Origin of the sequence: Ruthenibacterium intestinale (assembly GCF_040096265.1) — a bacterium.
Taxonomy (GTDB): domain Bacteria; phylum Bacillota; class Clostridia; order Oscillospirales; family Ruminococcaceae; genus Ruthenibacterium; species Ruthenibacterium komagatae.
Window position 1 is genome coordinate 18,744 of the sequence record NZ_JBBMFA010000085.1, and the last position, 23,118, is coordinate 41,861.

Genomic DNA, 23,118 nt, shown 5'->3' on the forward strand with positions numbered 1-23,118 from the left:
CGAAGAAACGGGCACAAGCCCGTTTCTCTTTGGCCTGTAAGTTAGCCGCAGCTAACGTCTAAAAAGGAGTTTTTCCATGATGATCAACAAACGGCTGATCGGCACGGTCAGCGAATCCAAAAAATACATTGCGGCCAATGTGGCATTGCAATGGACGGCACTGCTTGCCAACATTGCCCTGAGCCTTGCGGTGAGCGTGTTTTTGCAGCGGCTTGTGCAGCACAGCGCCGCACCGGTGTGGCCACTGGTTTTGGCGGGTCTGACGGCGCTGGCGGCCCGTTTGGGCTGCACCGTCGGGGCCGGCCGCATGAGTTACCGGGCCAGCCAGACGGTCAAGCAGGTGCTGCGCCGCCGCATTTTTGAAAAACTGCTGCGCCTGGGTGCGTCCTACGATCAGCAAACGCCCAGCAGCGAAGTGGTGCAGGTGACCGTGGAGGGTGTGGATCAGCTGGAAACCTATTTCGGCGCTTACCTTCCTCAGTTTTTTTACAGCCTGTTGGCACCGCTGACGCTGTTCGTCGTGGTCAGTCAGATCAGCCTGACCGCAGCAGTGGTCCTGCTGCTATGCGTGCCGCTGATTCCCGTGGCCATTGCGGCGGTGCAGACCTTTGCCAAAAAGCTGCTGCGCCGGTACTGGGGCGAATACACCGCGCTGGGAGACACCTTTCTGGAAAATCTGCAGGGACTGACCACGCTGAAAATTTATGCAGCGGATGAACACCAGAACCAGGTGATGAACCAGGAGGCCGAGCGCTTCCGCCGGATCACCATGAAGGTGCTGACCATGCAGCTGAACTCCATCACCATCATGGATCTGGTCGCCTACGGCGGGGCGGCCCTGGGCATCGTCATGGCAGTGACCCAGATGCAGGCGGGCCGCGTGGGGCTGGCCGGCGGGCTGGCCATTGTGCTGCTCAGCGCCGACTTTTTTCTGCCCATGCGCCAGCTGGGTTCTTTTTTCCACATCGCCATGAACGGAATGGCGGCCAGCGAAAAGATTTTTCGCCTTTTGGACCTGCCCGAGCCGCCGCCCCGCCCGGACCGTGTGCCGGCGGACGGCGGAGAGATTCACTTGGAAAACGTGCGTTTTTCTTATGATTCAGAGCGGGAGATCCTGCACGGGGTCACCCTGCGCTGTCCGGCAGGCCGGCTGACCGCGCTGGTGGGCCCTTCCGGATGCGGAAAGTCTACCATTGCATCGCTGCTGACCGGGCGCAGCCGGGGCTACACCGGGCGTGTGACCATCGGCGGCACGGAACTGGCCCATGTGAGCGGAGAGAATCTGGCGACCTGCGTGACGTACATCGGCCACAACAGCTACCTGTTCAAGGGGACCGTCCGGGACAATCTGCAAATGGGGCGTCCGGACGCCGACGACGATGCCCTGTGGGACGCGCTGGAGCAGACCCGGCTGGCGGGCTTTGTGCGGGCCGGCGGCGGACTGGACATGGAACTGACCGAGCGGGGCGCCAATTTGTCAGGCGGTCAGCGCCAGCGGCTGGCCCTGGCCCGTGCGCTGCTGCACGACACGCCCGTATACATTTTTGACGAAGCCACCAGCAACATCGACGTGGAAAGCGAAGACGCCATTCTGGAGATCGTGCACCGGCTGGCGCGCACGCGGACCGTTCTTTTCATCTCCCACCGGCTGGCCAACGTGGCAGGTGCGGACCGGATTTATGTTCTGCAGAACGGCACCGTGATCGAAAACGGCACCCATGCCAGGCTGACCGCGGCGGATGGACTTTACAGCCGTCTGTGGAACCGTCAGCAGGCACTGGAGCAGGGCCTGGAACAGGAGGACGCAGGATGAAGCGAAGCAATTTTCAAATTATGTGGCGGCTGGTGCAGCTGGTGCGCCCCCTGACGGGCTACATGGTACTGGCAGTGGGGCTGGGTGTGGCCGGTTTTCTGTGTGCCATTTTCATTCCGATACTGGGCAGTGCGGGCGTACTGGGCGCGGCGGGAAGCGTGGGTTCCCTGCGCTTCGGCGCTCTGTTCGCGGCGCTGGGGCTGTGCGCACTGGCGCGCGGTGTGCTGCGTTACGGCGAGCAGGCCTGCAATCACTTCATCGCCTTCAAGCTGCTGGCGCTGATTCGGGACAAAGTGTTCCGCGCCCTGCGCCGGCTGTGCCCGGCCAAACTGGAGGGCCGGGACCGGGGCGAACTGATTTCCCTGATCACCTCGGACATCGAGCTTCTGGAAGTATTTTACGCGCACACGGTTTCCCCGGTGCTCATCGCTCTGCTGGTCAGCGGCCTGATGACGGCATTTATCGGCTGGTTCCACCCCCTTCTGGGCGCGCTGGCACTGGCGGGTTATCTGGTGGTGGGCGGTGTGCTGCCGCTGGCGGCCGCCCGGATGAGCCAAGGCACCGGCATGGCGCTTCGGACGCGCGCGGGAGCCCTTTCCGCCTACGTACTGGACAGTCTGCGGGGCCTGACGGAAATTCTGCAGTACGGTGCGGGCGAAGCGCGAAGCGCCGGGCTGACCCGGCACACCGATGCGCTGAGCGATGCCCAGCTGCGTCAGAGCGACTGCACTGCCCGCACCAGCGCGGTCACCGGTGCGGTGATTCTGCTGTTTGATCTGGCCATGCTGGCTGCAGCTGCCGGGCTGTACCGGGCGCAGGCAGTGACCGCCGCCGGGCTGGTGATTCCGGTGGTGGCCATGATGAGTTCCTTCGGGCCGGTGATTGCGCTGGCCAACCTGGGTGCTTCTCTGCAAAGCACGCTCGCAGCGGGAAACCGGGTGCTGGACCTGCTGGAAGAGCAGCCCCGTGTACAGGAGGTACAGGCCCGCCCGGCCTGCGTGTTCTCAGGCGCACAGGCGGACCGGGTCACGTTCTCCTACGGCGGGCAGACGATCCTGTCCGATTTGTCCCTGACGGTTCCGGAAAATCAGGTGATCGGCATCACCGGCCGCAGCGGCGCGGGAAAATCCACCCTTCTGAAACTGCTGATGCGCTTCTGGGACGCGGACAGCGGACAGGTGCGGGTGTCCGGGCGGCCGGTACAGGAGGTGAACACCGCCGATCTGCGGGCCATGGAGAGTTTTGTGGAACAGGATACCCATCTGTTCCACGACAGCATCGAGAACAACATCCGTCTGGCCAAGCTGGACGCCACCCATGATGAGGTGGTCCAAGCGTGCAAAAAGGCGTCGCTCCACCAGTTCATCCTGTCGCTGCCGCAGGGGTATGACACCCCCGTGGGCGAGCTGGGCGACACGCTGTCCGGCGGGGAGAAACAGCGCATCGGTCTGGCCCGCGCCTTTCTGCACGGCGCGCCGCTTTTGCTTTTGGACGAACCCACCAGCAATCTGGACAGCCTGAACGAAGCCGTGATTTTGCGGTCTCTGCACGCGGAGCGCGCGGGAAAAACCGTTGTCCTGGTTTCACACCGGGCCTCCACCATGCGCATTGCCGACCGGGTCTATTCTGTGGAAAAAGGAAGGATGAGCTGATGAAAACCAAAAAACTGCTGTATCTTGCTTTGGGCTGGGTCTGCCTGGGCCTTGGCACCCTGGGCGTGGTGCTGCCGCTGCTGCCCACGGTTCCCTTTTATCTGGCCACTGTGTTCTGCTTTTCCAAAGGTTCGCAGCGGCTGCACGACTGGTTCATGACCACCCGCCTTTACCAGAACTTTGTGGTGCCTTTCCGGGAAAAGGGCGGCATGTCTCTGCGCAATAAGCTGACGGCTATGATCACGGTCACGCTGCTGCTGGGATTCGGATTCTGGATGATGGACGCAGTGCCCGTGGGCCGCGCTGTGGCGGCGCTGGTCTGGCTGGGGCACGTCTATGTGCTGTTCCGGCGCATTCCCACACTGGCGCCTGGCGCGGAGCACGCCCCATGAACCAGGACCAGCTTCAGCGCAAACGGGACCGGGAAAAACAGGTGGTGCGGGAGATGATCGCCCTGTACTGCCGTAAAAACCACCGGCACCCGGACGGATTGTGCCCTGCCTGCGCCGCATTGGACGCCTATGCCCGTCAACGCAGCGACCGGTGCCCGTTCATGGAGAACAAAACGTTTTGTTCCAACTGCCGGGTGCACTGCTACAACCGGGAAATGCGCGAACAGATCCGCCGGGTGATGCGGTTTTCCGGTCCGCGGATGCTGCTGCATCATCCGGTGATGGCCCTGCGCCACGTGATCGAGAGCCGGCGCGAAAAACAGAGGATGAAAAAAGAGGGAGGCTGACGCCTCCCTCTTTTATTGCTTTGCTCTGTCCAAAAACGGCGCGTACATGGTCAGCGCGTGGTTTTCGGTGATGTATTCTTCCCATTGCTGGCCGGTGGTCAAATCCCGGCATTGGCGCCAAAGCTGATTGTGCCGGGAAAAGCCGCCCCAATACTCCCGTGCAAACCGGTGCTCCCGTTCCACGATCTCGTATTCCACCCGCGGAGCGGCCGTGCAGCGCCATTCCCCTTCCAGATCCCGGTCTCCCACCTTCACCCGCAGCTGCCAGGTGTCCGGCGTGTCGTTGCGCACCATCAGGTCCCGGTACGGATACACACAGGTGGCGCCGGAGCCAAAGGGCTGCGTGCGGTTCGCGTCCGGAAATACATCGTAGGAATGCCGATACCGCTCGGTCACAGTCAGGGGCGTGTGCAGCGTCATCCAATAAATCAAATTGGAAAGCTGGCACAGTCCTCCGCCCACGCCGGGGCCAAAGGTGCCGCAATAAAGCACCATGCCGTCCACATAGCCCTTGCGCCGGGCGGGGTTGCCGATGCACTTCCAATAGCTGAAGGTCTGGCCCGGCTTCAGAAGCAGCCCGTCCAGCCGCGCGCATGCCAGCCGCAGATTGATGATTTTGTTGTACTGATACTGCATGTCCACATCCTTCAGCTTCCGCAGCAAAGGCGTGTGGTGCGAAGCCGCCCGCCAGGGCAGTTCGTCGGCACTTTGCTCCCGGGCGAAGCGATAGCCGCCGGTATACCACTGCACATACCGTTTTGCCGTGTAAAACGCCGTTCCGGCAGCACGCCGCAGCTGGCTGCGCTGCCTGGGACGCAGGTCCTGATTCATGACGCTCTCCCCTCCATTCCGCCGCCGTTTCTTTATCTCGTCACTCCAAACCAGGCCAAAAAGGCGATTCCTGCTGCCAGAAACAGCGCTCCCACCTGGCGATATGTTTTTTCGGCATACTGCTGATTTTTGTAAAACAATTCAAACGCAACTCCAAAGAACAGCAAAGACAAGCTTCCTTTCCATGCCGGATTGCCTTTGAACAGGCACAAAATTGTTAAAATTTGTGCCGCTGCAATGACATATTCAAGCGAATGGCTTTTTGCCTGCGCATCGATCTGCTGCTTCCGTTTGTCCTGGACAGGCTTTTGTTTGGATGCCTGCACCATTGTTTTTCTCCCGATTCTCTGCATAAAATTTTCGGTAAACTTGAACGAAGTTGGTTTCATACTACCACAAAACCTTCGCAGGGTAAAGCCTCTTTTGCCGTCCGGGCAAACATTGAACCGGCCTGCCCCGTGCGCTATAATAAGAGCAGCAAGAGGAGGGGAAAATTTCAATGGAAGATTGCAAGATTGCCGTATTGGGCATCGGCGGTGTGGGCGGCTATCTGGCCGGCATGCTGGCCAGCACATATTCTGACGTTTCTTTCGTGGCCCGCGGCCCGCGCAAGGCGGCGCTGGAGGCCCACGGCCTTCAGCTGCACAGCGAATACAGCGGCGAAATCACGGCCCGGCCCGCCCGGGTGGTAGAGACCGCCGCGGAACTGGCGCCGCTGGACTATCTGTTCATCTGTGTAAAAAACTATTCGCTGGAGCAGGCGTGCAAAACCCTGGGCGCCAGCGTGGACGACCACACCGTGATCATCCCGGTGATGAACGGCGTGGACCCTGCCGAGCGGGTGCGCACCTTTGTAGGGCGCGGAACCGTGGTGGAATCGCTGATTTACACCGTGGGCTTTTCCAACCCGGATTTTTCCGTGACGCAGCAAGGCGATTTCACCACGGTGAAGCTGGGCATCCCCCACGCCACACCCGCTCAGCAGGCCGCTGTGGAGCGCACAAGGGACATGATGGTCCACGCCGGGATCGACACACAGATCTGCGCGGACATTCAGGCGGAGATCTGGCGCAAGTATATGCTGAACTGCGCCTACAATGTGCTGACGGCCGCATACAACCGCACCATCGGCCAGCTGCGGGATGACCCCGTCACAAGGCAGGAGTACCGGGATCTGCTTCTGGAGACCCTTGCGGTGGCTCAGGCCAAGGGCGTTGCTCTCACCCGGGAGATCGCGCTGGCGGAATACGATCGTTTCCTGCACAAATTGGAGGATGACGCCACCAGTTCCCTTCAGCGGGATCTGCACCCTGCTGACGACGCGCCGCCCCGCGAGAGCGAGCGGGACACCTTCAGCGGGTATCTGGTGCGGGAAGCCCACCGGCTGGGCATCTCCGTACCTTTGTCCGAACGGTATGACCAAATGCTGCGAAACATGTGACCATCTCTTTTTAAAAAGCGAGGTGCCCCGATGAAACAGCGACTGTTTGCGTTTTTTCTTCTTGCCGCTCTGTTCTTTGCCCTGCCTTTGACTGCCTACGCCGACGCGGGGCCCAAGCCATCGGTACGGGTGGTTTTTTCGCCTGCACCGCAGCAGCGCTGCTATGGCACGCTGCTTTCCAGCACTGCCTCCACCGGTCCTTCTTCGGCTTGGGACGGGTCGTCGGAGCACGCCCGGTACGAGGAGGGAGAAGAGGAGATCTGGCAAGCTTTTGTGGACTATCAGGACCCGGATGGCTTCTATTTTTTACAGGAGATTTGGGACTGCAGCGAGGCCGGCCTGCTGGACTGGACCTATTATCCGCCCGGCACCTTTAAAATTCTGCTGTATTTCCCGGACAGCGGCCAGTTTTGGACCAGCCCGGTGTACGAGCGGTACGCCTTTGACAGTTATTTCACCGTGGATTTGACCCGCGCGGAAAACGGCGTGTTCACCGCGGAAAAGACGTATGATTTCACCTGGGAAATTCTCTCCATGCTGGCCCGCATGGCGCTGACGCTGGCTGTGGAACTTTTGCTGGCGCTGCTGTTCGGCTACCGCAGCGCGCGGCAGCTGCGCATTGTGACGCTGGTCAATGTGTGTACTCAGCTGGGGCTGAACCTGCTCATCAACCTGGCCAACTGGCAGGCGGGGCTTTTTGCTTTTCTGCTGGCATACTTCGGGCTGGAGCTGGTGGTTTTTGCCGTGGAAGCAGTACTGTATGCCAGCTTGCTCACCCCGGGACGGTCCGGCAAAAAGGCGGTGCTGTATGCGCTGGCGGCCAACGTGCTGTCCTTTTGGGCGGGTGTTCAGGTCAGCATGTGGATCCCGGGCATCGCATAACACAAAACGCCGGAAAGAGAATCTTTCCGGCGTTTTTCAATAAAAAAGGCGCGGGCCTGTGCCCGCGCCTTTTCGCTGTTTTTAATACAGTTTTTCCCGTTTCACATAGCTTGTGTGCAGGATGTGATGCGCTTTCTCGCCGCCCGGCTCGCCCAGATAGTCGGCATAGACTTTCTTGAGCAGCGGATTCTCGTGGCTCTTGCGAATCGCCTTGGCTTCGTCCTCAGCATACAGGGCTTTGGCGCGCAGGCCGCGCAGATCCACAAAGTTGCGCACGCTGGCGGGCTGCGTGGGCTGACCGCCGCCGTTGACGCAGCCGCCCGGGCAGGCCATGAACTCGATGAAGTCATAGTGCTTCTCGCCGGACTGGACTGCCTTCAGCACCTGATCGCAGTTGGACAGGCCGGAGGCCACACACACGTTCAGCTTCAGGCCGCCCACCTCGTAGGTGGCTTCCTTGATGCCGGCCGTGCCGCGCACTTCGGCATAATCCACAGCCGGGGCGCTCTCGCCGGTGACCAGCTCCACCGCAGTGCGAAGAGCCGCTTCCATCACGCCGCCGGTGGCGCCGAAGATGACGGACGCGCCGGTGCTCTCGCCCAGGGCGGGGTCAAACTCCTCGTCGGGCAGCGCCTGGAACTGAATGCCGGCCCGCTGGATCATGCGGCCCAGCTCGCGGGTGGTGATGGAGATATCCACATCGGGAATGCCGTCGCCCGCGGCGGACATATCGTCGCGGCCGATTTCAAATTTCTTGGCCGTGCAGGGCATCACGGACACACACACGATATCGTGGGGGTCCAGGCCCATTTTCTGGGCGTAGTAGGTCTTGGTCAGTGCGCCGAACATCTGCTGGGGCGATTTGCAGCTGGACAGATTGGGGATCATGTCCGGATAATACGTCTCGCAGAACTTGACCCAGCCCGGGCTGCAGCTGGTGATCAGCGGCAGCGCGCCGCCGTTCTGGACCCGATGCACAAACTCGGTGGCCTCTTCCATGATGGTGAAGTCCGCCGCGGTATCGGTGTCGAACACGCCGTCAAAGCCCAGACGGCGCAGAGCAGCCACCATTTTGCCTTCCACGTTGGTGCCCACAGGCATGCCGAAGCATTCGCCCAAAGTGGCGCGCACGCTGGGCGCGGGCTGCACCACCACATGCTTGCTGGGGTCGTGCAGCGCTTCCCACACCTTGGCGGTGTCGTCCTTCTCGGTCAGAGCGCCGGTGGGGCACACCGTGATGCACTGGCCGCAGGATACGCAGGGGCTGTCGCCCAAAGGCGCTTCGAAGGCGCAGGCGATGTGGGTGGCAAAGCCGCGCTCGGTGGGGCCGATGACGCCCACGGCCTGGTTGGCTTTGCAGGCCGCCACACAGCGGCGGCACAGAATGCACTTGTTGTTGTCGCGAATCATGTGCGGAGCGCTGTCGTCGATGTCGTAGTGCTCCTTATCGCCGGTGAAGCGGTGGCCGTCCACGCCGTAGTCGCGGCACAGTTTCTGCAGCTCGCAGTCGGTAGAACGCACGCAGGACAGGCAGTTCTGGTCGTGGGTGGACAGGATCAGCTCCAGATTGGTCCGGCGGGATGCCATGACCTTCTCGGAGTTGGTGATGATCTCCATGCCCTCGTTGACGGGGTACACGCAGGCGGTGACCAGGCTGCGGGCGCCCTTCACTTCCACCACGCAGATACGGCAGGCGCCGATCTCGTTGATTTCTTTCAGATAGCACAGAGTGGGGATCTCAATGCCCACGCTGTGAGCGGCTTCCAGGATGGTGGAGCCGGCGGCGACCTCATAGGATACGCCGTTGATTTTAATGTTCACAGTTTCCATGTTGGCTCCCTCCCTTAACCTTTGCTGATAGCGCCGAATTTGCATTTTTCCATGCAGGCGCCGCACTTCACGCACTTGGACACGTCAATGGTGTGCGGCTGACGCACGGTCCCCACGATCGCGCCGGCCGGGCACGAACGGGCGCACAGGGTGCAGCCTTTGCACTTGACGGGGTCGATCTTGTAGTTGAGCAGCGCCTTGCAAACGCCCGCCGGGCAACGTTTGTTCACAATGTGCTCCACGTACTCGTCGCGGAAGTAGCGCAGGGTGGAGAGGACGGGGTTGGGCGCCGTCTGGCCCAGGCCGCACAGGCTGTTGGCTTTGATAAACTGCGCCAGTTCGTCGATCTTCTCCAGATCTTCCATGGTGCCGGTGCCGTCGGTGATCTTGTTCAAAAGCTCCAGAAGGCGCTTGGTGCCCACGCGGCAGGGCGTGCACTTGCCGCAGCTCTCGTCCACGGTGAACTCCAGGAAGAATTTCGCGATATCCACCATGCAGGTGTCCTCGTCCATGACGATCAGGCCGCCGGAACCCATCATGGAGCCGATGGCGATCAGGTTGTCATAGTCGATGGGGGTATCGATCAGGCTGGCGGGAATGCAGCCACCCGAGGGGCCGCCGGTCTGGGCCGCTTTGAACTTCTTGCCGCCCGGGATGCCGCCGCCGATCTCTTCGACGATGGTGCGCAGGGTGGTACCCATGGGAATCTCCACCAGGCCCGTGTTTTTGATTTTGCCGCCCAGTGCAAACACCTTGGTGCCCTTGCTCTTCTCGGTACCCATAGAGGAGAACCACTCAGCGCCCTTCAGAATGATCTGCGGCACGTTGGCGTAGGTTTCCACGTTGTTGAGAATGGTGGGCTTGCCGAACAGGCCCTTGACCGCCGGGAAGGGAGGACGGGGACGCGGCTCACCGCGCTTGCCCTCGATGCTGGTCATCAACGCGGTCTCCTCGCCGCACACGAAAGCGCCGGCGCCCAGCTTGATGTCCAGATCAAAATGGAAGCCCGTGCCGAAGATATCGTCACCCAGCAGGCCGTATTCCCGGGCCTGGCTGATGGCCACCTGCAAACGGTGCACCGCGATGGGATACTCCGCACGCACATAAATGTAGCCCTGGCTGGCGCCGATGGCGTAGGCCGCAATGGCCATGGCCTCGATGACCACGTGGGGGTCGCCTTCCAGAATGGAGCGGTCCATAAACGCGCCGGGGTCACCCTCGTCGGCGTTGCAGCATACATATTTCTGGTCGGCTTTGTTGCCGGCCGCAAATTTCCATTTCAGGCCGGTGGGGAAGCCCGCGCCGCCGCGGCCCCGCAGACCGGAATCCAGCATGGTCTGAATGACCTGCTCGGGCGTCATTTCCGTCAGCACCTTGCCCAGAGCGGCATAGCCGTCAAAGGCGATGTACTCGTCGATGTTCTCCGGGTTGATGACGCCGCAGTTGCGCAGAGCTACGCGCAGCTGTTTCTTGTAGAACGCCGTTTCATCCAGGCTCTTGATGGAATTGTCCTCGGCCACGGTCTCGTCGTAGAGCAGACGGGTGACGGGACGGCCCTTCAGCAGATGCTCATCCACGATCTCCTTGACGTCTTCCTCTTTGACCATGCTGTAAAAGCTGCCCTCAGGATAAATGACCACAATGGGGCCCAGGGCGCAAAGGCCGAAACAGCCCGTGCGGATGACCTTGACTTCGTTCTCCAGACCGGTGGCCAGAATCTCGGTCTCAAAGGCAGCGGCGATCTTGTCGCTGTTGGAGGATGTGCAGCCTGTGCCGCCGCACACCATGACGTGACTTCTGTACATGTGCGTTCCTCCCCCTCTCTCAGCGTGTGGACGCGCCGATGGTGTACTCCACCACGGGTTTGCCGCCGATCAGATGCTCGGCCACCACGCGGGATACCTTTTCGGGGGTCATTTTCACATATGTAACTTTGTCCGCACCCGGCGTGGTCACTTCCACGATGGGCTCGTACTGGCACAGACCGATGCAGCCGGTCTGGGTGACCAGAACGCCCGACAGCTCGCGGCGTGCGATCTCTTCGGTAAAGGCATTCAGAACCGGGCGTGCCCCGGCGGCAATGCCGCAGGTGGCCATGCCCACCACCACGCGGGTGGTGTCGTGGGCCGCCTCACGGGTGTTGACCGTTTGTTTCATCCGGTCGCGGATGGCGGCAAGCTCCTGTAAACTTTTCATATCAAATTGCTCCTTTGTAAAATTGGACGTGTGTTTTCGTCGATGTATTCGCGCACCCACTGGGCCACAGCCGGCTCCGACAGGGGCACATCCCCCAAAATCTCGCGCAGCTGCCGGGTGTCGGCCACAAACTCTCCGTCCGGCGTGCGCACGGTGTAAACAAAATCGATCTGCGGCGAGCACTGGATCAGCCCGCCCACGGTGGAGGCCATGTCGCCCAAAGGCGCCCGGTCAATGTGGCTAAGGCCAAAGCGCGCGCACACCTTCGTTCCCTTTCCCGGCTGGGACTGAAGGTGCATTTCACCGCCCGTCAGCTCGGCTGCCATTTTTAAAAGCGGCAGCCCCAGCCCCACCTTGCGGGTGGTGCGGGTGGTGTAAAACGGGTCGGTCACCTGTGCGGCCACCTGCGGGTCCATGCCTTTTCCATCGTCTTCAATGGTCAGGGCCAGCAGGTCGCGGGCCGCGTCTGCCTCCAATGTGATGTGCACCAGCTTCGCGCCTGCCGCGACGGAATTTTCCGCCACGTCCAGCACGTGCATCGACAATTCCTGCATCTTAATACTTGGCCAAAATGCTGTCCAGCTCGTCGCCGGTCAGACGGCCGTAAACGTCATCGTTGATGGTCATGACCGGCGCCAGACCGCAGGCACCGATGCACCGGCACGCATCCAGGCTGAACTTGCCGTCGGCGGTGCACTCGCCGCCGGTGATTCCCAGCTTTTGTTGGAGCGCCTCATAAATTTTGCCCGAGCCTTTTACGTAACAAGCGGTGCCAAGACACACGCTGATCTTATACTCGCCCTTGGGACACAGGCTGAACTGCGAATAGAAGGTGGAAATTCCGTAAATCTCCGCCAGAGGTTTACCCAGCGCGTCGGCCACGATGCGCTGCACCTCGATGGGAAGATAACCGTAGATTTCCTGAGCTTTCTGCAACGCGGGCATAGCCACGCCCGGCATCGTCTTGTGCTCTTCAAGCCAGGACAGCAACTGTGCCTCCTGTTCTTTCGTGCCCTTGAACGGCACAGTGGAAAAGCGCCTCATACAAACTTCCTCCCGATATAAATTGCGCAGTGCGGGGCGCCGCCCCGCATAATACAACTCTCATTATATCATACACTTTGTTAAAAAACCGTCAAAAATCGTGCAAAAAATTCCGTCAATAGGTAGAATTTTCATAGTCAAAACTATGCAACTCGCTCATATGCTTTTTTGAAATCTTGCTTTATAATGTAAAAGAAAAGCCCCCACGCCATACGGAAGGAGCGACTGACCATGACCATTTCTCAAATTTTGGAAACGCTGAACGCCCGCCTTTTGACTCCTGAGGCCGACTGCAGCCGGGAGGTACACACCGCCTGCGGCAGCGACATGATGAGCGACGTGCTCGCCTACGTGAAGGACCAGGCCGTGCTGCTGACCGGGCTGAACAACCCGCAGGTGGTGCGCACCGCCGACATGATGGACATGGTGTGCATTGTGTTTGTGCGGGGCAAAAAACCGGACGATCTGCTGCTTTCACTGGCGCAGCAGCGCGGCATTGCCGTGATGAGCACGGATCTGACCATGTTCACCGCCTGCGGTCTGCTGTACGAACAAGGGCTGCGCGGGGGGGTGGGCTGAGATGGGAGGCATCCATCTGCACTACATCGTTCCCGGAGATGATTTCACCCGGGCGGGCGAGGCCAGCGCCGACTTGAAAAGCCGGCTGAAAAAACTGGGCGTGCCCCCCACGGCCATCCGAAAAGTATCCATTGCCCTGTACGAGGGCGAGATCAATCTGGCCATTCATGCCGGCGGCGGCGACATCGATGTGGAGATCACAGACGATACGGTCCGCATGTGCCTGTCCGACCAGGGGCCGGGCATCGCGGACCTTTCGCTGGCCATGAGTGAAGGCTACTCCACTGCGCCGGACGAGGTGCGCAGCCTGGGGTTCGGGGCAGGCATGGGTCTGCCCAACATGAAAAAATATTCCGATGAATTTGACATTCAATCCACCGTCGGCGTGGGAACCACTGTCAACATGGCGGTGTCCATCGCCTGACCCGGTCCGCATTTCCAGAGAGGAGGCGCGCCCATGGACCGTCCATCCGTCCACTCCGTGACACTGAACCGCGAGCTGTGCAAGGGGTGCATCAACTGCATCAAGCGCTGTCCCACCGAGGCCATCCGCGTGCGGGACGGCAAGGCTGCCATCATCTCCGAGCGGTGCGTGGACTGCGGAGAATGCATCCGCATCTGCCCGCATCACGCCAAGCGCGCCGTGTCTGATCCGCTGGAGGTGCTGGACCGCTATGCCTATAAGATCGCTTTGCCGCCGCCCAGCCTGTACGTTCAGTTCAACAATCTGGACGAACAGGACGTGGTGCTGGAGGGGCTTTTGCGGCTGGGTTTTGACAGCGTGTTTGAGGTGGCGCGGGCCGCGGAACTGATCAGCGAGGCGACCCGTCGGCTGATGCAGAGCCGGGATCTTCCCCGGCCGGTGATCTCCTCGGCGTGCCCGGCAGTAACGCGGCTGATCTGTGTGCGTTTTCCGCAGCTGATGGACCACATTCTTCCCCTGATCTCCCCCATGGAGCTGGCGGCCCGGATGGCCAAGGACGAAGCCATCCGCAAAACCGGTCTGCCTCCCACAGAGATCGGCTGCATTTTCATCACCCCCTGCCCGGCCAAGGTATCGGCCATTCACGCGCCCATCGGCTCGGGCGAGAGCGCGGTGGATGCGGCAGTGGCGGTGAAGGACATCTATCCCCCGCTGCTCAGTGCCATGAAGAAGGCCGCGCCCGTGGAATATCTGGCGGGTGCGGGACGCATCGGTTTGGGCTGGGGCGAAAGCGGCGGCGAGGCGGCCGCTTTGATGTCCACCGAACGGTATCTGGCGGCGGACGGCATTGAAAACGTGATTCGCGTGCTCAGTGACCTGGAAGACGAAAAATATCCGGATCTGGATTTTGTAGAGCTGAACGCCTGCGCGGGCGGCTGCGTGGGCGGCGTTCTGCAGGTGGAAAACCCCTACATTGCCAAGGCCAAAATGAAGCATTTGCGCCGCACCATGCCCGTGAGCCTGAACCACATTACCGACGAGCTGGCCGAACTGGTGCGCTGGGACCGGGACGTGCGTTACAACCCGGTGATGGAGCTGGGCGAGACACGGGCCGAACGGTTCGAACGGTATGCCCGTATGGAAGAGATCACCGCCATGCTTCCGGGGCTGGACTGCGGTTCCTGCGGAGCGCCCACCTGTGCGTCTCTGGCGGAAGACGTGGTGCGCGGCAACGCAGATATCAACGACTGCACCGTGCTGATGCGCCGCCGCATGGAAGCGGTGCTGCGCGCACTGGGAAAGGGTGAGTAAACAATGACAAGTGAAACATTATGCGCCGCCTGCGGCTTTTGCCCTGCGGCGGGCGACGGAGAGCGCACGGTGACCGGTGTTTTCACCGGCGATCTTCTGTCCTGGGCCATGGGCCGTGCCAAGGAAGGTGACATCTGGTTCACCGTGATGGGCAACGTGAACACCGTGGCCGTGGCCGCGCTGGCGGACTGCGCCTGCGTGGTGCTGTGCCACGAAGCCGTCTGGGATGAGGTGGCTGTGCAGCGTGCCGCACAGCAGGGCGTGACACTGTATACCACCGACCTTCCGGAATTTGAGGCGTCCTTTCTGGCGGCCACCCGACTGGGGCTGACGCCGCCTGCGCCGTGAGCGCGCTGCGGGCGGATCTTCACATTCACACCTGCCTTTCCCCCTGCGCTGAGGACGATTTGACCCCCGCCACCGCGGCAGGGCTGGCCAAGCTGGCGGGTGCGGACCTGATCGCCGTCACGGATCACAACAGCGCCCTCAGCCTGCCGGCGGCCAAGGCTGCCTGCGACGCCTACGGGCTGCAGCTGCTGCCCGGGGTAGAGGCCAACACCCGGGAAGAGATCCATCTGCTGTGCTATTTTCCCGATGTGGAGACCGCGCTGGATTTTTCCGAGCGCCTGTACCGGGCGCTGCCTGCCTTTCCCTACGACCCGGCCATCTGGGGCCGGCAGCTGGTCATGGATGAAAACGACCAGGTGCTGGACCAGGTGCCGAAACTGTTGACGGGCGCGCTGGATCTGTCCCTGGCGCAAACGGCAGCGCTGTGCCGGTCCCTGGGCGGCATTCCCGTGCCGGCTCACGCGGACGCGGACAGCTACTCGCTGTTTTCCGTGCTGGGCGGCTGGCCCATGGACACGGACTTTGATTTGCTGGAGGTCCGCGACCCGGAGCACGCGGCCAAACTGGTCCGCTGTGGTTTCTTCCCTGCCGAAAAGCCGATGTTTTTTTCTTCGGACGCTCATCGCATGGAAGATGTGGCCTGCCGGCTGTACGAAATGGACGAGGACTTTCCCCTTGTACGCCTTTTAAAAAAATAAGTCCCGAACGCGGAGGTGTCGTCCGTGAAAGAAAGTCTGAAACGTTCCTGGTGGAAAGTTTCAGACTACTGTCTCCCCGCTGGGTGGATCTGTTTTCAGCTGATGGTCCGTCTGGGGCCTGGTGATTCTGAACGTGGCCGGCTGGCTGATTGCGTATTTTACACAGCACACGACCATCGGCGCAGCCTTTGCCGTTTTCTATTCCGAAGTCAGCCAGTGGGGCGGCTTTGTGGCGCAGGGGCTCTTTTGGCTTGGGTGGAACAGCTGGCTCACGTCCGTGATCGTTTGGGCGCTGCCCTTCCTGTTCGTTCCCTTTGGAAAAAAAGCGGCCATCCGACCGCACACAAAAACGCCTGTCCCGGGTTTCCGGGACAGGCGTTTTTTATTGACCTTGGGAACGGGCATACAGCACCGTGCCCAGATCGCAGATTCCGTCCAAAAGCAGGCTGAGTCCCAGAAAACGGATGACCGCTCTGGTCACGCCAAAGGGGTCCATGATCATGATGATTCCCAGAACCAGCGGCACCAGCGCCGACGCCAGCAGCGGTATAAACACCGAAGAGCCGTCCCGCTTTGCGTCCAGCGCCAGGGGCAGTTTTCCCACGCCGTCCACCAGAAGCAGAAGGCCGGACACCAGCGGCACAAAGGAAAGGATCACCCGCGCGCCCAGCACGCAGAATACGGCCAGACCCGCAAACAGCAGGCCGATGACCAGTTCGCCCGAGGCGCGGCGGCCCGCCTGCTCGGCCTGGCGCCACCGCACCAGCCGCCCCACGGAAAAGACGGCCGCGCCCGCGGCCAGCGCCCAGCAGAACACCGTGCCTGTCATCTCCGGGAAGAACAAAAACACAAGTCCCAGTGCCATATAAAGCAACGCCAGCCCCAGCGAGGCGCTGCGCGTCCAGAAAAAGCCAAACATATTCATTGCTCCTTTCCCTCTCTGTCAGTATAAGCAGCCCACGGCCGGTTCATGCGTTTTTTCACCCGGTCAGCCTGTTTCTCCCTCCAGAATCACACTTCGCAGTGCGGCATGGCATGTGCCGTTGGACGCAATGATCCCGGTGGGCTTCAGCTGCGTCAAAGCGCCTTCCGTCATCGCTTCCAGCGTTCCGCCCGCGTTTCTTACAAGGATGCTTCCCGCGCCGTAGTCCCAGGGCTGCAGCACCGGTTCAAAAAAGCCGTCGATCCTGCCGCAGGCCAGATAACACAGGTCCAAAGCCGCGCTTCCGCTTCTTCGAATGTCGCGGGTCTCCACAAACAGCCGTTTCAGAACGGCAAAGGTTTTGTCGGCCATTTCTTTGTTGTAGGGGGCCGTTCCCACCATCATCAGCGCATGGGAAAAGTCGTTGCCGCTCACCCGGATCGTCTGTCCGTTGCAGGTGCTGCCCACACCTTCGATTCCCACAAAGCACTCGTCCAGGTAAGGGTCGTAGACAACGCCGATCAGCCCTTCTTTTTGATAATAGAGCGCAATGGACACACAGGAATGCCGGTAATCGTACAAATAATTGGTGGTTCCGTCGATGGGGTCGATGACCCAGGTAAATTCTTCACCGATTTGCTGCCTGTTTTCCTCCTCGGCCAGAATCACGCTTTCCGGCAGGCACCGGGTGCATTCTTCAATGATGAGCCGCTGACATTGGATGTCGATGTCCGTCACAACGTTGGAGACGCCTCCCTTTGTTGTGACCTGGCTGATTTTGTGGCCGGCCATCCATTTTCCGGCTTTCCGGGCAATGGCTTCCACCTGCTGTGCCAGCAGCATTTTCTTTTCCGCTGAAATCATAATCTGCCTCCTGAAATTGCAGTTGTTCTACCCGCATTATACCACAGCGCCGCTTTCCCGCCACAGCAAAAACGGCGAAGCACCCTACAAAAGAGCACTTCGCCGAATCGGTTATCGCGTCACGCTGCGCATCCACTGCCCGCCGGCCAACCGCCGCAGACACAGCACCGCCTTGACAGGCATGTCAAATTTCAGCACAAACAGCACCACAGCGGCAGGTGCGCCCAGCAGGAACGCGGCCGCCGCACCCAGCGGGACCATGGCCCAGATGCAGCCCGCATCCACCGCCATGGCAAAGCGCGTGTCGCCGCCGCCCCGCAGAACGCCGCTGATCAGCGAGCAGGTAAACGCCTGGAAGAACATGGCGAACGCATAGACCCCCAGCAGCTGTTTGGCCAGCGCCACGGTACCCGGCTGAATGTCGTACAGCGCCAGCATGGGCAGCCCCACGGCAAACACCAGCACGGCGCAAACCACCCCCAGCACGGCATACACCCGCACCAGACGGGACACGCAGGCCCGGGCATAAGCCCAGTCCCCTTCCCCGATGATCTTGCCCACCAGCACCGCCGAACCGTTGGCCACGCCCAGAATCACACTGGTGACCATCTCATACATGATGTAGCAGATGCTGTTGGCGGCCACTGCGTCGCTGCCCATGTGCCCCAGCACCACCGAATGCATGGAAATGGCCAGGCTCCACAGCAGCTCGTTGAGCATGACCGGCAGACCGTAGTGCCACAAGTCCCGGCCCAGCCCCTGGGACGGCAGGGCGATCATCTGCGGCTTGAAGCGCAGCTTCTTTTCCCAAAAGGCCATGTACCCCAGCACCAGAATGAATTCCGCCACGCGGGCCAGCACGGTGCCCACCGCCGCGCCGGCCACCCCCATGCGGGGCGCACCGAACCGGCCGAAGATGAACGCGTAGTTTCCGCCCACATTCACCACAAAGGACACCGCGTAAATGACTACCGAGATCCGCACGGTCTCGGTGCTGCGCAGCACCATCAGGAACGTGGCGGTCACACCGTAAAACAAATAGGAAAAACAGACGATGCGCAAATAATCCACTCCCGCGGCGATCACATCCGCCTCGCTGGTGAAAATCTGCATCACCTGCCGGGGAAACAGCAGCAGAACCACCGTGGTTCCCACCCCCACGGCCGCCGCCAGCCGCAGAGACAGCGCCGTCACCCGGCGGATGGCTTCCACGTCTTTTTTGCCCCAATACTGACTGCACAAAACCGTTGCGCCGCTGGCAATGCCGAACACCGCCACCGTGTAGATGAAAAACACCTGATTGGCCAGGCTGCTGGCGGACAGAGCCACCTCGCCCAGGCTTCCCAGCATAATGGTGTCCATCAGGTTCACGCTGAAGGAGATCAGGTTCTGCAGCGCCACCGGCAGGGCTATGGCCGCCAGACTTTTATAGAAGGCAGGTCCAACCGTTTTCGTGTTCAAATCGATCCCTCTCTAATATACAAACAGTATTTTTATATTAAAAATATACTTTAAGCCGCAAAATACCCGCGCAGACCGCATTCGGACTGCGCGGGTTTTGAAAATGTGTCAAACCACTTTGGGAATTGTGATGGCATGCACCGGGCACTCGTTGACGCATTTGCGGCAGCCGATGCACTTGTCCACGTCGATGTGAGCCACATTGTCCACCACTTTGATGGCCTCCACCGGGCAGGCTTTCTGGCACTTCATGCAGCCGATGCAGCCCGCGGTACAGGCTTTGCGGGTCAAAGCGCCGCGGTCGCGGTTGGCGCACAGCACCATGGGTTTTTCGCTCTCCGGCCGAACCTCAATGATGTGTTTGGGGCAGGCCTCGGCACAGGCGCCGCAGCCGGTGCACTTTTCGGGGTTGACCCGGGCCAGCCCGTTGGACACGATGATGGCATCAAACTTGCAGGCCTTCTGGCAATCGCCGTAGCCCAGACAGCCGAACTCGCAGGCGGAGCGGCCTTTGTACAGGGCCGCGCAGGCCGCGCAGCTTTCGATGCCCTCGTAAGCGTACTTGTCGCTGGTGTGCTCATAGCTGCCCTGGCAGGCCACAATGGCTTTGCGCTTGACCACTTCGCCGGCCTCGACACCCATGACGGCCGCAGCCCCCTGGGCAGACGCCGCGCCGCCGGGAACGCATTTGTTCACCGGTGCGCCGGCCACGATGGCCTTGGCGTAATCGGCGCAGCCGGCATAGCCGCAGGCGCCGCAGTTCGCGCCGGGCAGGCACTCCAGCACCTTGCCCACGCGCTCGTCCTCCTCCACATGGAAAAAGTGCGCGGCCACCACCAGGATGGCGGCGCCGAGAAGGCCGATGACGGTGACGACCACCGCCGCTGTTACGATACTCATATGCCTTCTCCCCCTTTTATGCGCCGAAAATATTTTCGATGATGCCGCCGAAGCCCATGAAAGACAGGCTTACCACACTGGCGCTGACCAGCGTGATGGGCAGACCCTCGAAGCATTTGGGCGGTTTGGCGTCCTCCAGGCGTTTGCGCACGCCCGCGAACAGCACCATGGCCAGCATGAAGCCGAAGCCGGCGCCCACCGCGCAGACCAGGCTCTCGACAAAGTTGTAGCCCTCGTCGATGACCGAGATGGTCACGCCCAGCACCGCGCAGTTGGTGGTGATGAGGGGCAGATACACGCCCAGCGCCTTATACAGCGGAGGCATGTATTTTTTCATGATGATCTCCACCAGCTGCACCAGCACTGCAATGACCAGGATGAACACGATGGTCTGCAGATAAGCCAGGCCCTGGGGCTCCAGAATATAGGTGTAGATCGGCCAGGTCGCCGCAGTGGCCAGCGCCATGACGAAAATCACCGCGCAGGACATACCAAAGGCGGAATCCAGCTTTTTGGATACGCCCAAAAACGGGCAGATGCCCAGGAACTGTACGAGGACGTAGTTGTTCACCAGGATCATGCTGAAAAAGATCATTGCAAGACTTGCCGCCATTACGCCTCGCCTCCTTCCGCCGCTTGTGCGCCGCTTTCACAGCCGCCTGCGCAGGCACCCTTGGCAGGGCAGCCCTCGCACCCCATCTTGCGGGGGATGCGGTTGTTGGTCTTGGTCTCGATCCAGATCACCAGTGCCATCAGGCAGCCGAACACGAAGAAGCCGCCCGGCGGGGTGATGAACACGGTCATGGGGTCCACGCTGGCAGGCATGATCTGCACGCCGAACAGCGTGCCCGCGCCCAGCAGCTCACGGATGGAACCCATCACCATCAGCGTCAGGGTGAAGCCCAGGCCCATACCCAGGCCGTCCAGCGCCGAATCCAGAATGCCGTGTTTGGATGCGAACATCTCCGCACGGCCCAGAATGATGCAGTTCACGACGATCAGCGGCAGGAAAATGCCCAGCGCCGAATCCAGAGAAGGCAGATACGCCTTGACCAGCATCTGCAGCACCGTCACGAAGGTGGCGATCACTGTGATGTAGGCCGGCAGGCGGACCTTGTCGGGAATGATTTTCCGCAAAGCGGAAATGGCGATGTTGGAGCAGATCAGCACGAAGGTGGCTGCCAGGCCCATGCCCAGGCCGTTCACGGCCAGAGTCGTCACCGCCAGAGTGGGGCAGGTGCCCAGCACCAGGCGCAGAGAGGGGTTCTCTTTCAGGAGGCCGTTGGTGAGAATTTTCAGTTTTCCGCTCATCCTTTTACGCCTCCTTTACCAGTTGAAACGCGTCTACAGCCATTTGAATGGTTTTGCGCATCAAATCGCTGGACATGGTGGCGCCGGCCACCCCGTCAAATTCGGACGCATCGGTTTTTCCAATAAGCTGGTCAGCCAGGCCCAGACCGGTGAAGGCTTCGCGCACAGGCTCGCCCTCGCCCATGCCGTCGGTCCACAGGCCCGTGATGACACCGTCATCGTCAAAGCCCACCGCCGCGTACATGGGTTTGTCGTGGTAGCCCGCGCCTTCCACATAAATCAGGTAGCCGTAATTGGAGCCTTTGTACGCCTCGGTCACGCCCGGCGCATCCAGTTCCACCGGCGTCAGCTCGCCCGCATCGGGCAGCACCGCCGCGCGGATCTCGTCCGCAGTCAGTTCGGTTTTTCCCTCGCTGTTGCCGGACAGCACGTTGTACGCTTCAATGGCACTGTTGATGCCGTTGACGGCCGCGCGGGAGGAAATGGTGGCGCCGGAGATGGCGTCGATGTCCTCAAGGGTCATCTCCTGTGCCTCACGGCCCGCAAACTGGCCGCTGAAGTCCTCGTTTTTCACTTTCTGGCCCAGGCCCGGGGTCTCGTCGTTGTCCAGGAATTTCACCGCGGTGATGGTTCCCTCGCTGTTAAAGGCCACCATCACGGGCACGTCGCCGCCGTAGCCCTTGGACGCGGCCGTGATCACATAGCCCGCGCCGTTGTCCGCTTTGTAGGCCTCGGTCACGCCTTCCACCGTGCACTCCACTTTGGTGAAGGTGTCCGCCTCCGGCAAAAGCTCGGTGCGGTTGGCGTTGGCCGTGCGCTCGGTATTGGCCTGAATGATGGGAGCCGTCAGGCCGTTGGTGCCTGCCAGCAGCGCGCTGGCCACCAGGCAGATGACACCCAAAACCACAATGGGTTTTACAAAATCGTTCCACACATTTTTCATTTTGACTTCACACCTCCCAGCGGTTTCTGACGGGTGAGGTCATTGATGTACGGAACCAGCAGGTTCATGATCAACAGCGAGAAGCTGACGCCCTCGGCCATGTTGCCCCAGAACCGGATGGCGCAGGTGATGACGCCCAGGCCGATGCCGTACACGATTTTGCCCTTCAGGGTGAAGGGGCTGGTCACATAGTCCGTGGCCATGAAGAACGCGCCCAGCAGCAGGCCGCCGCCCAGCAGCTGCAGCACCACGTCCTGGCCAAACACAAGGCTCAGGACCGCCACAGTGCCCAGATAGGCCACCGGAATGGCCGCGGAGATGGTGCGCGTGACGATCAGGTAAATGCCGCCCAGCAGCAGCATGACCGAGCAGGTCTCGCCCAGCACGCCGCCGTGGATGCCGAAGGCCAGGTTGAACAGCATGTCCATGCTGGACAGGCTCTTGCCCGCCACCAGCGGCGTGGCAGTAGCCAGCACGTCAATGTCCGTCTCGGGGAAAGCATACGCCGTCATGCGGCCCGCAAAGCCCACAAACAGAGCGATGCGGCCCACCAGCGCGGGGTTGGCAAAGTTGCAGCCAATGCCGCCGAACAGCTGTTTTACCACTACAATGGCGATGAACGCGCCCACCACGGCGATCCACAGAGGAATGGTGGCCGGCAGGTTGAACGCCAGAATCAGGCCCGTGACCACCGCGGACAGGTCGCCCACGGGAACAGGCTTTTTCATCAAAACACAGTACAGTGCCTCAAAGCCCACACAGGCCGCCACGGTCACACCTGTGACCAGCAATGCCCGGAAGCCGAAGATGAAGGCACTGGCCACCAGAGCGGGCATCAGCGCAATGATCACATGCCCCATCAGCCCGCGGGTGGAGGACTGGTCCACAATATGAGGGGATGCGGTAACCACTAATTTTTTCGGTTCCAT

Annotated in this window: 26 protein-coding genes; 11 read left to right on the plus strand and 15 right to left on the minus strand. The window is 60.9% G+C overall.

Annotated features, from left to right (window positions below; translation table 11 throughout):
• Positions 1-79 precede the first annotated feature (79 nt).
• From WMO24_RS07725 to WMO24_RS07740, 4 genes are read left to right on the plus strand one after another with little or no spacing between them, the layout of a single operon-like run.
• Positions 80-1,813, plus strand: coding sequence for an ABC transporter ATP-binding protein/permease (locus WMO24_RS07725; protein WP_349215853.1), 1,734 nt, complete (start codon positions 80-82; stop codon positions 1,811-1,813).
• Positions 1,810-3,465 carry an amino acid ABC transporter ATP-binding/permease protein gene (locus tag WMO24_RS07730; protein WP_349215805.1) on the plus strand — a complete coding sequence of 552 codons (1,656 nt, stop codon included), beginning with the start codon at positions 1,810-1,812 and terminating at the stop codon, positions 3,463-3,465. Before WMO24_RS07725 ends, WMO24_RS07730 begins: the two co-directional genes overlap by 4 nt.
• Positions 3,465-3,857, plus strand: a complete 393-nt coding sequence (locus WMO24_RS07735; RefSeq protein ID WP_349215806.1) for a YbaN family protein — start codon at positions 3,465-3,467, stop codon at positions 3,855-3,857. The genes WMO24_RS07730 and WMO24_RS07735 overlap by 1 nt, the downstream gene beginning before the upstream one ends.
• Positions 3,854-4,204: a nitrous oxide-stimulated promoter family protein gene (locus WMO24_RS07740; protein WP_349215807.1), complete on the plus strand. Its 351-nt coding sequence runs from the start codon at positions 3,854-3,856 to the stop codon at positions 4,202-4,204. Before WMO24_RS07735 ends, WMO24_RS07740 begins: the two co-directional genes overlap by 4 nt.
• A 12-nt stretch (positions 4,205-4,216) precedes the next feature.
• On the opposite strand, the gene WMO24_RS07745 is transcribed toward WMO24_RS07740, so the two are convergent.
• Positions 4,217-5,035, minus strand: a complete 819-nt coding sequence (locus WMO24_RS07745) for a VanW family protein (protein ID WP_349215809.1) — start codon at positions 5,033-5,035, stop codon at positions 4,217-4,219.
• Between the two features lie 32 nt (positions 5,036-5,067).
• The gene (locus WMO24_RS07750; RefSeq protein ID WP_349215810.1) at positions 5,068-5,535 is read right to left on the minus strand and encodes a hypothetical protein; all 468 of its coding nucleotides are present in this window, start codon (positions 5,533-5,535) and stop codon (positions 5,068-5,070) included.
• Between WMO24_RS07750 and WMO24_RS07755 the strand changes: the two genes are divergently transcribed.
• Both WMO24_RS07755 and WMO24_RS07760 read left to right on the plus strand, forming a co-directional pair.
• Entirely contained in the window at positions 5,535-6,476 is a 942-nt protein-coding gene (locus WMO24_RS07755) for a ketopantoate reductase family protein (RefSeq protein WP_349215811.1), read from the plus strand. The genes WMO24_RS07750 and WMO24_RS07755 overlap by 1 nt on opposite strands.
• A gap of 30 nt (positions 6,477-6,506) precedes the next feature.
• Complete coding sequence (locus tag WMO24_RS07760; protein WP_349215812.1) at positions 6,507-7,358, plus strand: hypothetical protein; 852 nt, start codon at positions 6,507-6,509, stop codon at positions 7,356-7,358.
• Between the two features lie 81 nt (positions 7,359-7,439).
• Here the strand turns inward: WMO24_RS07760 and WMO24_RS07765 are convergent, their stop codons facing one another.
• The 5 genes from WMO24_RS07765 to WMO24_RS07785 are packed head-to-tail and all read right to left on the minus strand — an operon-like array spanning position 7,440 to position 12,428.
• Complete coding sequence (locus WMO24_RS07765) at positions 7,440-9,188, minus strand: NADH-dependent [FeFe] hydrogenase, group A6 (RefSeq protein WP_349215813.1); 1,749 nt, start codon at positions 9,186-9,188, stop codon at positions 7,440-7,442.
• A gap of 14 nt (positions 9,189-9,202) precedes the next feature.
• Positions 9,203-10,993, minus strand: coding sequence for an NADH-quinone oxidoreductase subunit NuoF (nuoF, locus tag WMO24_RS07770; protein WP_349215814.1), 1,791 nt, complete (start codon positions 10,991-10,993; stop codon positions 9,203-9,205).
• Between the two features lie 19 nt (positions 10,994-11,012).
• The gene (locus tag WMO24_RS07775) at positions 11,013-11,384 is read right to left on the minus strand and encodes a (2Fe-2S) ferredoxin domain-containing protein (RefSeq protein WP_349215815.1); all 372 of its coding nucleotides are present in this window, start codon (positions 11,382-11,384) and stop codon (positions 11,013-11,015) included.
• A complete protein-coding gene (locus WMO24_RS07780; RefSeq protein WP_349215816.1) occupies positions 11,381-11,938 on the minus strand; it encodes an ATP-binding protein in 558 nt (185 codons plus the stop codon). The genes WMO24_RS07775 and WMO24_RS07780 overlap by 4 nt, the downstream gene beginning before the upstream one ends.
• Position 11,939: 1 nt before the next feature.
• Positions 11,940-12,428: an NADH-quinone oxidoreductase subunit NuoE family protein gene (locus WMO24_RS07785; RefSeq protein WP_349215817.1), complete on the minus strand. Its 489-nt coding sequence runs from the start codon at positions 12,426-12,428 to the stop codon at positions 11,940-11,942.
• Positions 12,429-12,659: 231 nt separating this feature from the next.
• Here WMO24_RS07785 and WMO24_RS07790 point away from each other — a divergent pair, with 231 nt between their 5' ends.
• The 5 genes from WMO24_RS07790 to WMO24_RS07810 are packed head-to-tail and all read left to right on the plus strand — an operon-like array spanning position 12,660 to position 15,788.
• Positions 12,660-13,007, plus strand: coding sequence for a DRTGG domain-containing protein (locus WMO24_RS07790; protein ID WP_349215818.1), 348 nt, complete (start codon positions 12,660-12,662; stop codon positions 13,005-13,007).
• A 1-nt stretch (position 13,008) separates the two neighbouring features.
• A complete protein-coding gene (locus WMO24_RS07795) occupies positions 13,009-13,431 on the plus strand; it encodes an ATP-binding protein (RefSeq protein ID WP_349215819.1) in 423 nt (140 codons plus the stop codon).
• A gap of 33 nt (positions 13,432-13,464) precedes the next feature.
• Positions 13,465-14,742: a [Fe-Fe] hydrogenase large subunit C-terminal domain-containing protein gene (locus WMO24_RS07800; protein WP_349215820.1), complete on the plus strand. Its 1,278-nt coding sequence runs from the start codon at positions 13,465-13,467 to the stop codon at positions 14,740-14,742.
• A 3-nt stretch (positions 14,743-14,745) separates the two neighbouring features.
• The gene (locus WMO24_RS07805) at positions 14,746-15,090 is read left to right on the plus strand and encodes a hypothetical protein (protein WP_349215822.1); all 345 of its coding nucleotides are present in this window, start codon (positions 14,746-14,748) and stop codon (positions 15,088-15,090) included.
• On the plus strand, positions 15,087-15,788 hold the full coding sequence (locus tag WMO24_RS07810) for a PHP domain-containing protein (RefSeq protein ID WP_349215823.1): 702 nt from the start codon (positions 15,087-15,089) through the stop codon (positions 15,786-15,788). The genes WMO24_RS07805 and WMO24_RS07810 overlap by 4 nt, the downstream gene beginning before the upstream one ends.
• Before the next feature lie 382 nt (positions 15,789-16,170).
• Here the strand turns inward: WMO24_RS07810 and WMO24_RS07815 are convergent, their stop codons facing one another.
• The 8 genes from WMO24_RS07815 to WMO24_RS07850 form a co-directional block, all read right to left on the minus strand.
• Complete coding sequence (locus WMO24_RS07815) at positions 16,171-16,707, minus strand: DUF308 domain-containing protein (protein ID WP_349215825.1); 537 nt, start codon at positions 16,705-16,707, stop codon at positions 16,171-16,173.
• A 69-nt stretch (positions 16,708-16,776) separates the two neighbouring features.
• Positions 16,777-17,574 (minus strand): inositol monophosphatase family protein, encoded by a 798-nt coding sequence (locus WMO24_RS07820; RefSeq protein WP_349215827.1) that lies wholly within the window; start codon positions 17,572-17,574, stop codon positions 16,777-16,779.
• A 111-nt stretch (positions 17,575-17,685) separates the two neighbouring features.
• On the minus strand, positions 17,686-19,035 hold the full coding sequence (locus WMO24_RS07825) for an MATE family efflux transporter (RefSeq protein ID WP_349215829.1): 1,350 nt from the start codon (positions 19,033-19,035) through the stop codon (positions 17,686-17,688).
• Between the two features lie 108 nt (positions 19,036-19,143).
• Positions 19,144-19,935: an RnfABCDGE type electron transport complex subunit B gene (locus WMO24_RS07830; protein WP_349215830.1), complete on the minus strand. Its 792-nt coding sequence runs from the start codon at positions 19,933-19,935 to the stop codon at positions 19,144-19,146.
• Positions 19,936-19,951: 16 nt separating this feature from the next.
• A complete protein-coding gene (locus WMO24_RS07835; protein WP_349215832.1) occupies positions 19,952-20,548 on the minus strand; it encodes an electron transport complex protein RnfA in 597 nt (198 codons plus the stop codon).
• Positions 20,548-21,246 carry an electron transport complex subunit RsxE gene (gene rsxE / locus WMO24_RS07840; RefSeq protein ID WP_349215833.1) on the minus strand — a complete coding sequence of 233 codons (699 nt, stop codon included), beginning with the start codon at positions 21,244-21,246 and terminating at the stop codon, positions 20,548-20,550. Before rsxE ends, WMO24_RS07835 begins: the two co-directional genes overlap by 1 nt.
• Before the next feature lie 4 nt (positions 21,247-21,250).
• A complete protein-coding gene (locus WMO24_RS07845) occupies positions 21,251-22,189 on the minus strand; it encodes an FMN-binding protein (RefSeq protein WP_349215835.1) in 939 nt (312 codons plus the stop codon).
• Positions 22,186-23,118 carry an RnfABCDGE type electron transport complex subunit D gene (locus WMO24_RS07850; protein WP_349215836.1) on the minus strand — a complete coding sequence of 311 codons (933 nt, stop codon included), beginning with the start codon at positions 23,116-23,118 and terminating at the stop codon, positions 22,186-22,188. The genes WMO24_RS07845 and WMO24_RS07850 overlap by 4 nt, the downstream gene beginning before the upstream one ends.

What these genes read in the sequence shown, in the direction of transcription:
- WMO24_RS07725 (WP_349215853.1), top strand. Translation starts at nt 80, where the DNA reads ATGATCAACAAACGGCTGATCGGCACGGTCAGCGAATCCAAAAAATAC.
- WMO24_RS07730 (WP_349215805.1), top strand. Translation starts at nt 1,810, where the DNA reads ATGAAGCGAAGCAATTTTCAAATTATGTGGCGGCTGGTGCAGCTGGTG.
- WMO24_RS07735 (WP_349215806.1), top strand. Translation starts at nt 3,465, where the DNA reads ATGAAAACCAAAAAACTGCTGTATCTTGCTTTGGGCTGGGTCTGCCTG.
- WMO24_RS07740 (WP_349215807.1), top strand. Translation starts at nt 3,854, where the DNA reads ATGAACCAGGACCAGCTTCAGCGCAAACGGGACCGGGAAAAACAGGTG.
- WMO24_RS07745 (WP_349215809.1), bottom strand. Translation starts at nt 5,035, where the DNA reads ATGAATCAGGACCTGCGTCCCAGGCAGCGCAGCCAGCTGCGGCGTGCT.
- WMO24_RS07755 (WP_349215811.1), top strand. Translation starts at nt 5,535, where the DNA reads ATGGAAGATTGCAAGATTGCCGTATTGGGCATCGGCGGTGTGGGCGGC.
- WMO24_RS07760 (WP_349215812.1), top strand. Translation starts at nt 6,507, where the DNA reads ATGAAACAGCGACTGTTTGCGTTTTTTCTTCTTGCCGCTCTGTTCTTT.
- WMO24_RS07765 (WP_349215813.1), bottom strand. Translation starts at nt 9,188, where the DNA reads ATGGAAACTGTGAACATTAAAATCAACGGCGTATCCTATGAGGTCGCC.
- nuoF (WP_349215814.1), bottom strand. Translation starts at nt 10,993, where the DNA reads ATGTACAGAAGTCACGTCATGGTGTGCGGCGGCACAGGCTGCACATCC.
- WMO24_RS07775 (WP_349215815.1), bottom strand. Translation starts at nt 11,384, where the DNA reads ATGAAAAGTTTACAGGAGCTTGCCGCCATCCGCGACCGGATGAAACAA.
- WMO24_RS07780 (WP_349215816.1), bottom strand. Translation starts at nt 11,938, where the DNA reads ATGCAGGAATTGTCGATGCACGTGCTGGACGTGGCGGAAAATTCCGTC.
- WMO24_RS07785 (WP_349215817.1), bottom strand. Translation starts at nt 12,428, where the DNA reads ATGAGGCGCTTTTCCACTGTGCCGTTCAAGGGCACGAAAGAACAGGAG.
- WMO24_RS07790 (WP_349215818.1), top strand. Translation starts at nt 12,660, where the DNA reads ATGACCATTTCTCAAATTTTGGAAACGCTGAACGCCCGCCTTTTGACT.
- WMO24_RS07795 (WP_349215819.1), top strand. Translation starts at nt 13,009, where the DNA reads ATGGGAGGCATCCATCTGCACTACATCGTTCCCGGAGATGATTTCACC.
- WMO24_RS07800 (WP_349215820.1), top strand. Translation starts at nt 13,465, where the DNA reads ATGGACCGTCCATCCGTCCACTCCGTGACACTGAACCGCGAGCTGTGC.
- WMO24_RS07805 (WP_349215822.1), top strand. Translation starts at nt 14,746, where the DNA reads ATGACAAGTGAAACATTATGCGCCGCCTGCGGCTTTTGCCCTGCGGCG.
- WMO24_RS07815 (WP_349215825.1), bottom strand. Translation starts at nt 16,707, where the DNA reads ATGTTTGGCTTTTTCTGGACGCGCAGCGCCTCGCTGGGGCTGGCGTTG.
- WMO24_RS07820 (WP_349215827.1), bottom strand. Translation starts at nt 17,574, where the DNA reads ATGATTTCAGCGGAAAAGAAAATGCTGCTGGCACAGCAGGTGGAAGCC.
- WMO24_RS07830 (WP_349215830.1), bottom strand. Translation starts at nt 19,935, where the DNA reads ATGAGTATCGTAACAGCGGCGGTGGTCGTCACCGTCATCGGCCTTCTC.
- WMO24_RS07835 (WP_349215832.1), bottom strand. Translation starts at nt 20,548, where the DNA reads ATGGCGGCAAGTCTTGCAATGATCTTTTTCAGCATGATCCTGGTGAAC.
- rsxE (WP_349215833.1), bottom strand. Translation starts at nt 21,246, where the DNA reads ATGAGCGGAAAACTGAAAATTCTCACCAACGGCCTCCTGAAAGAGAAC.
- WMO24_RS07845 (WP_349215835.1), bottom strand. Translation starts at nt 22,189, where the DNA reads ATGAAAAATGTGTGGAACGATTTTGTAAAACCCATTGTGGTTTTGGGT.
- WMO24_RS07850 (WP_349215836.1), bottom strand. Translation starts at nt 23,118, where the DNA reads ATGGAACCGAAAAAATTAGTGGTTACCGCATCCCCTCATATTGTGGAC.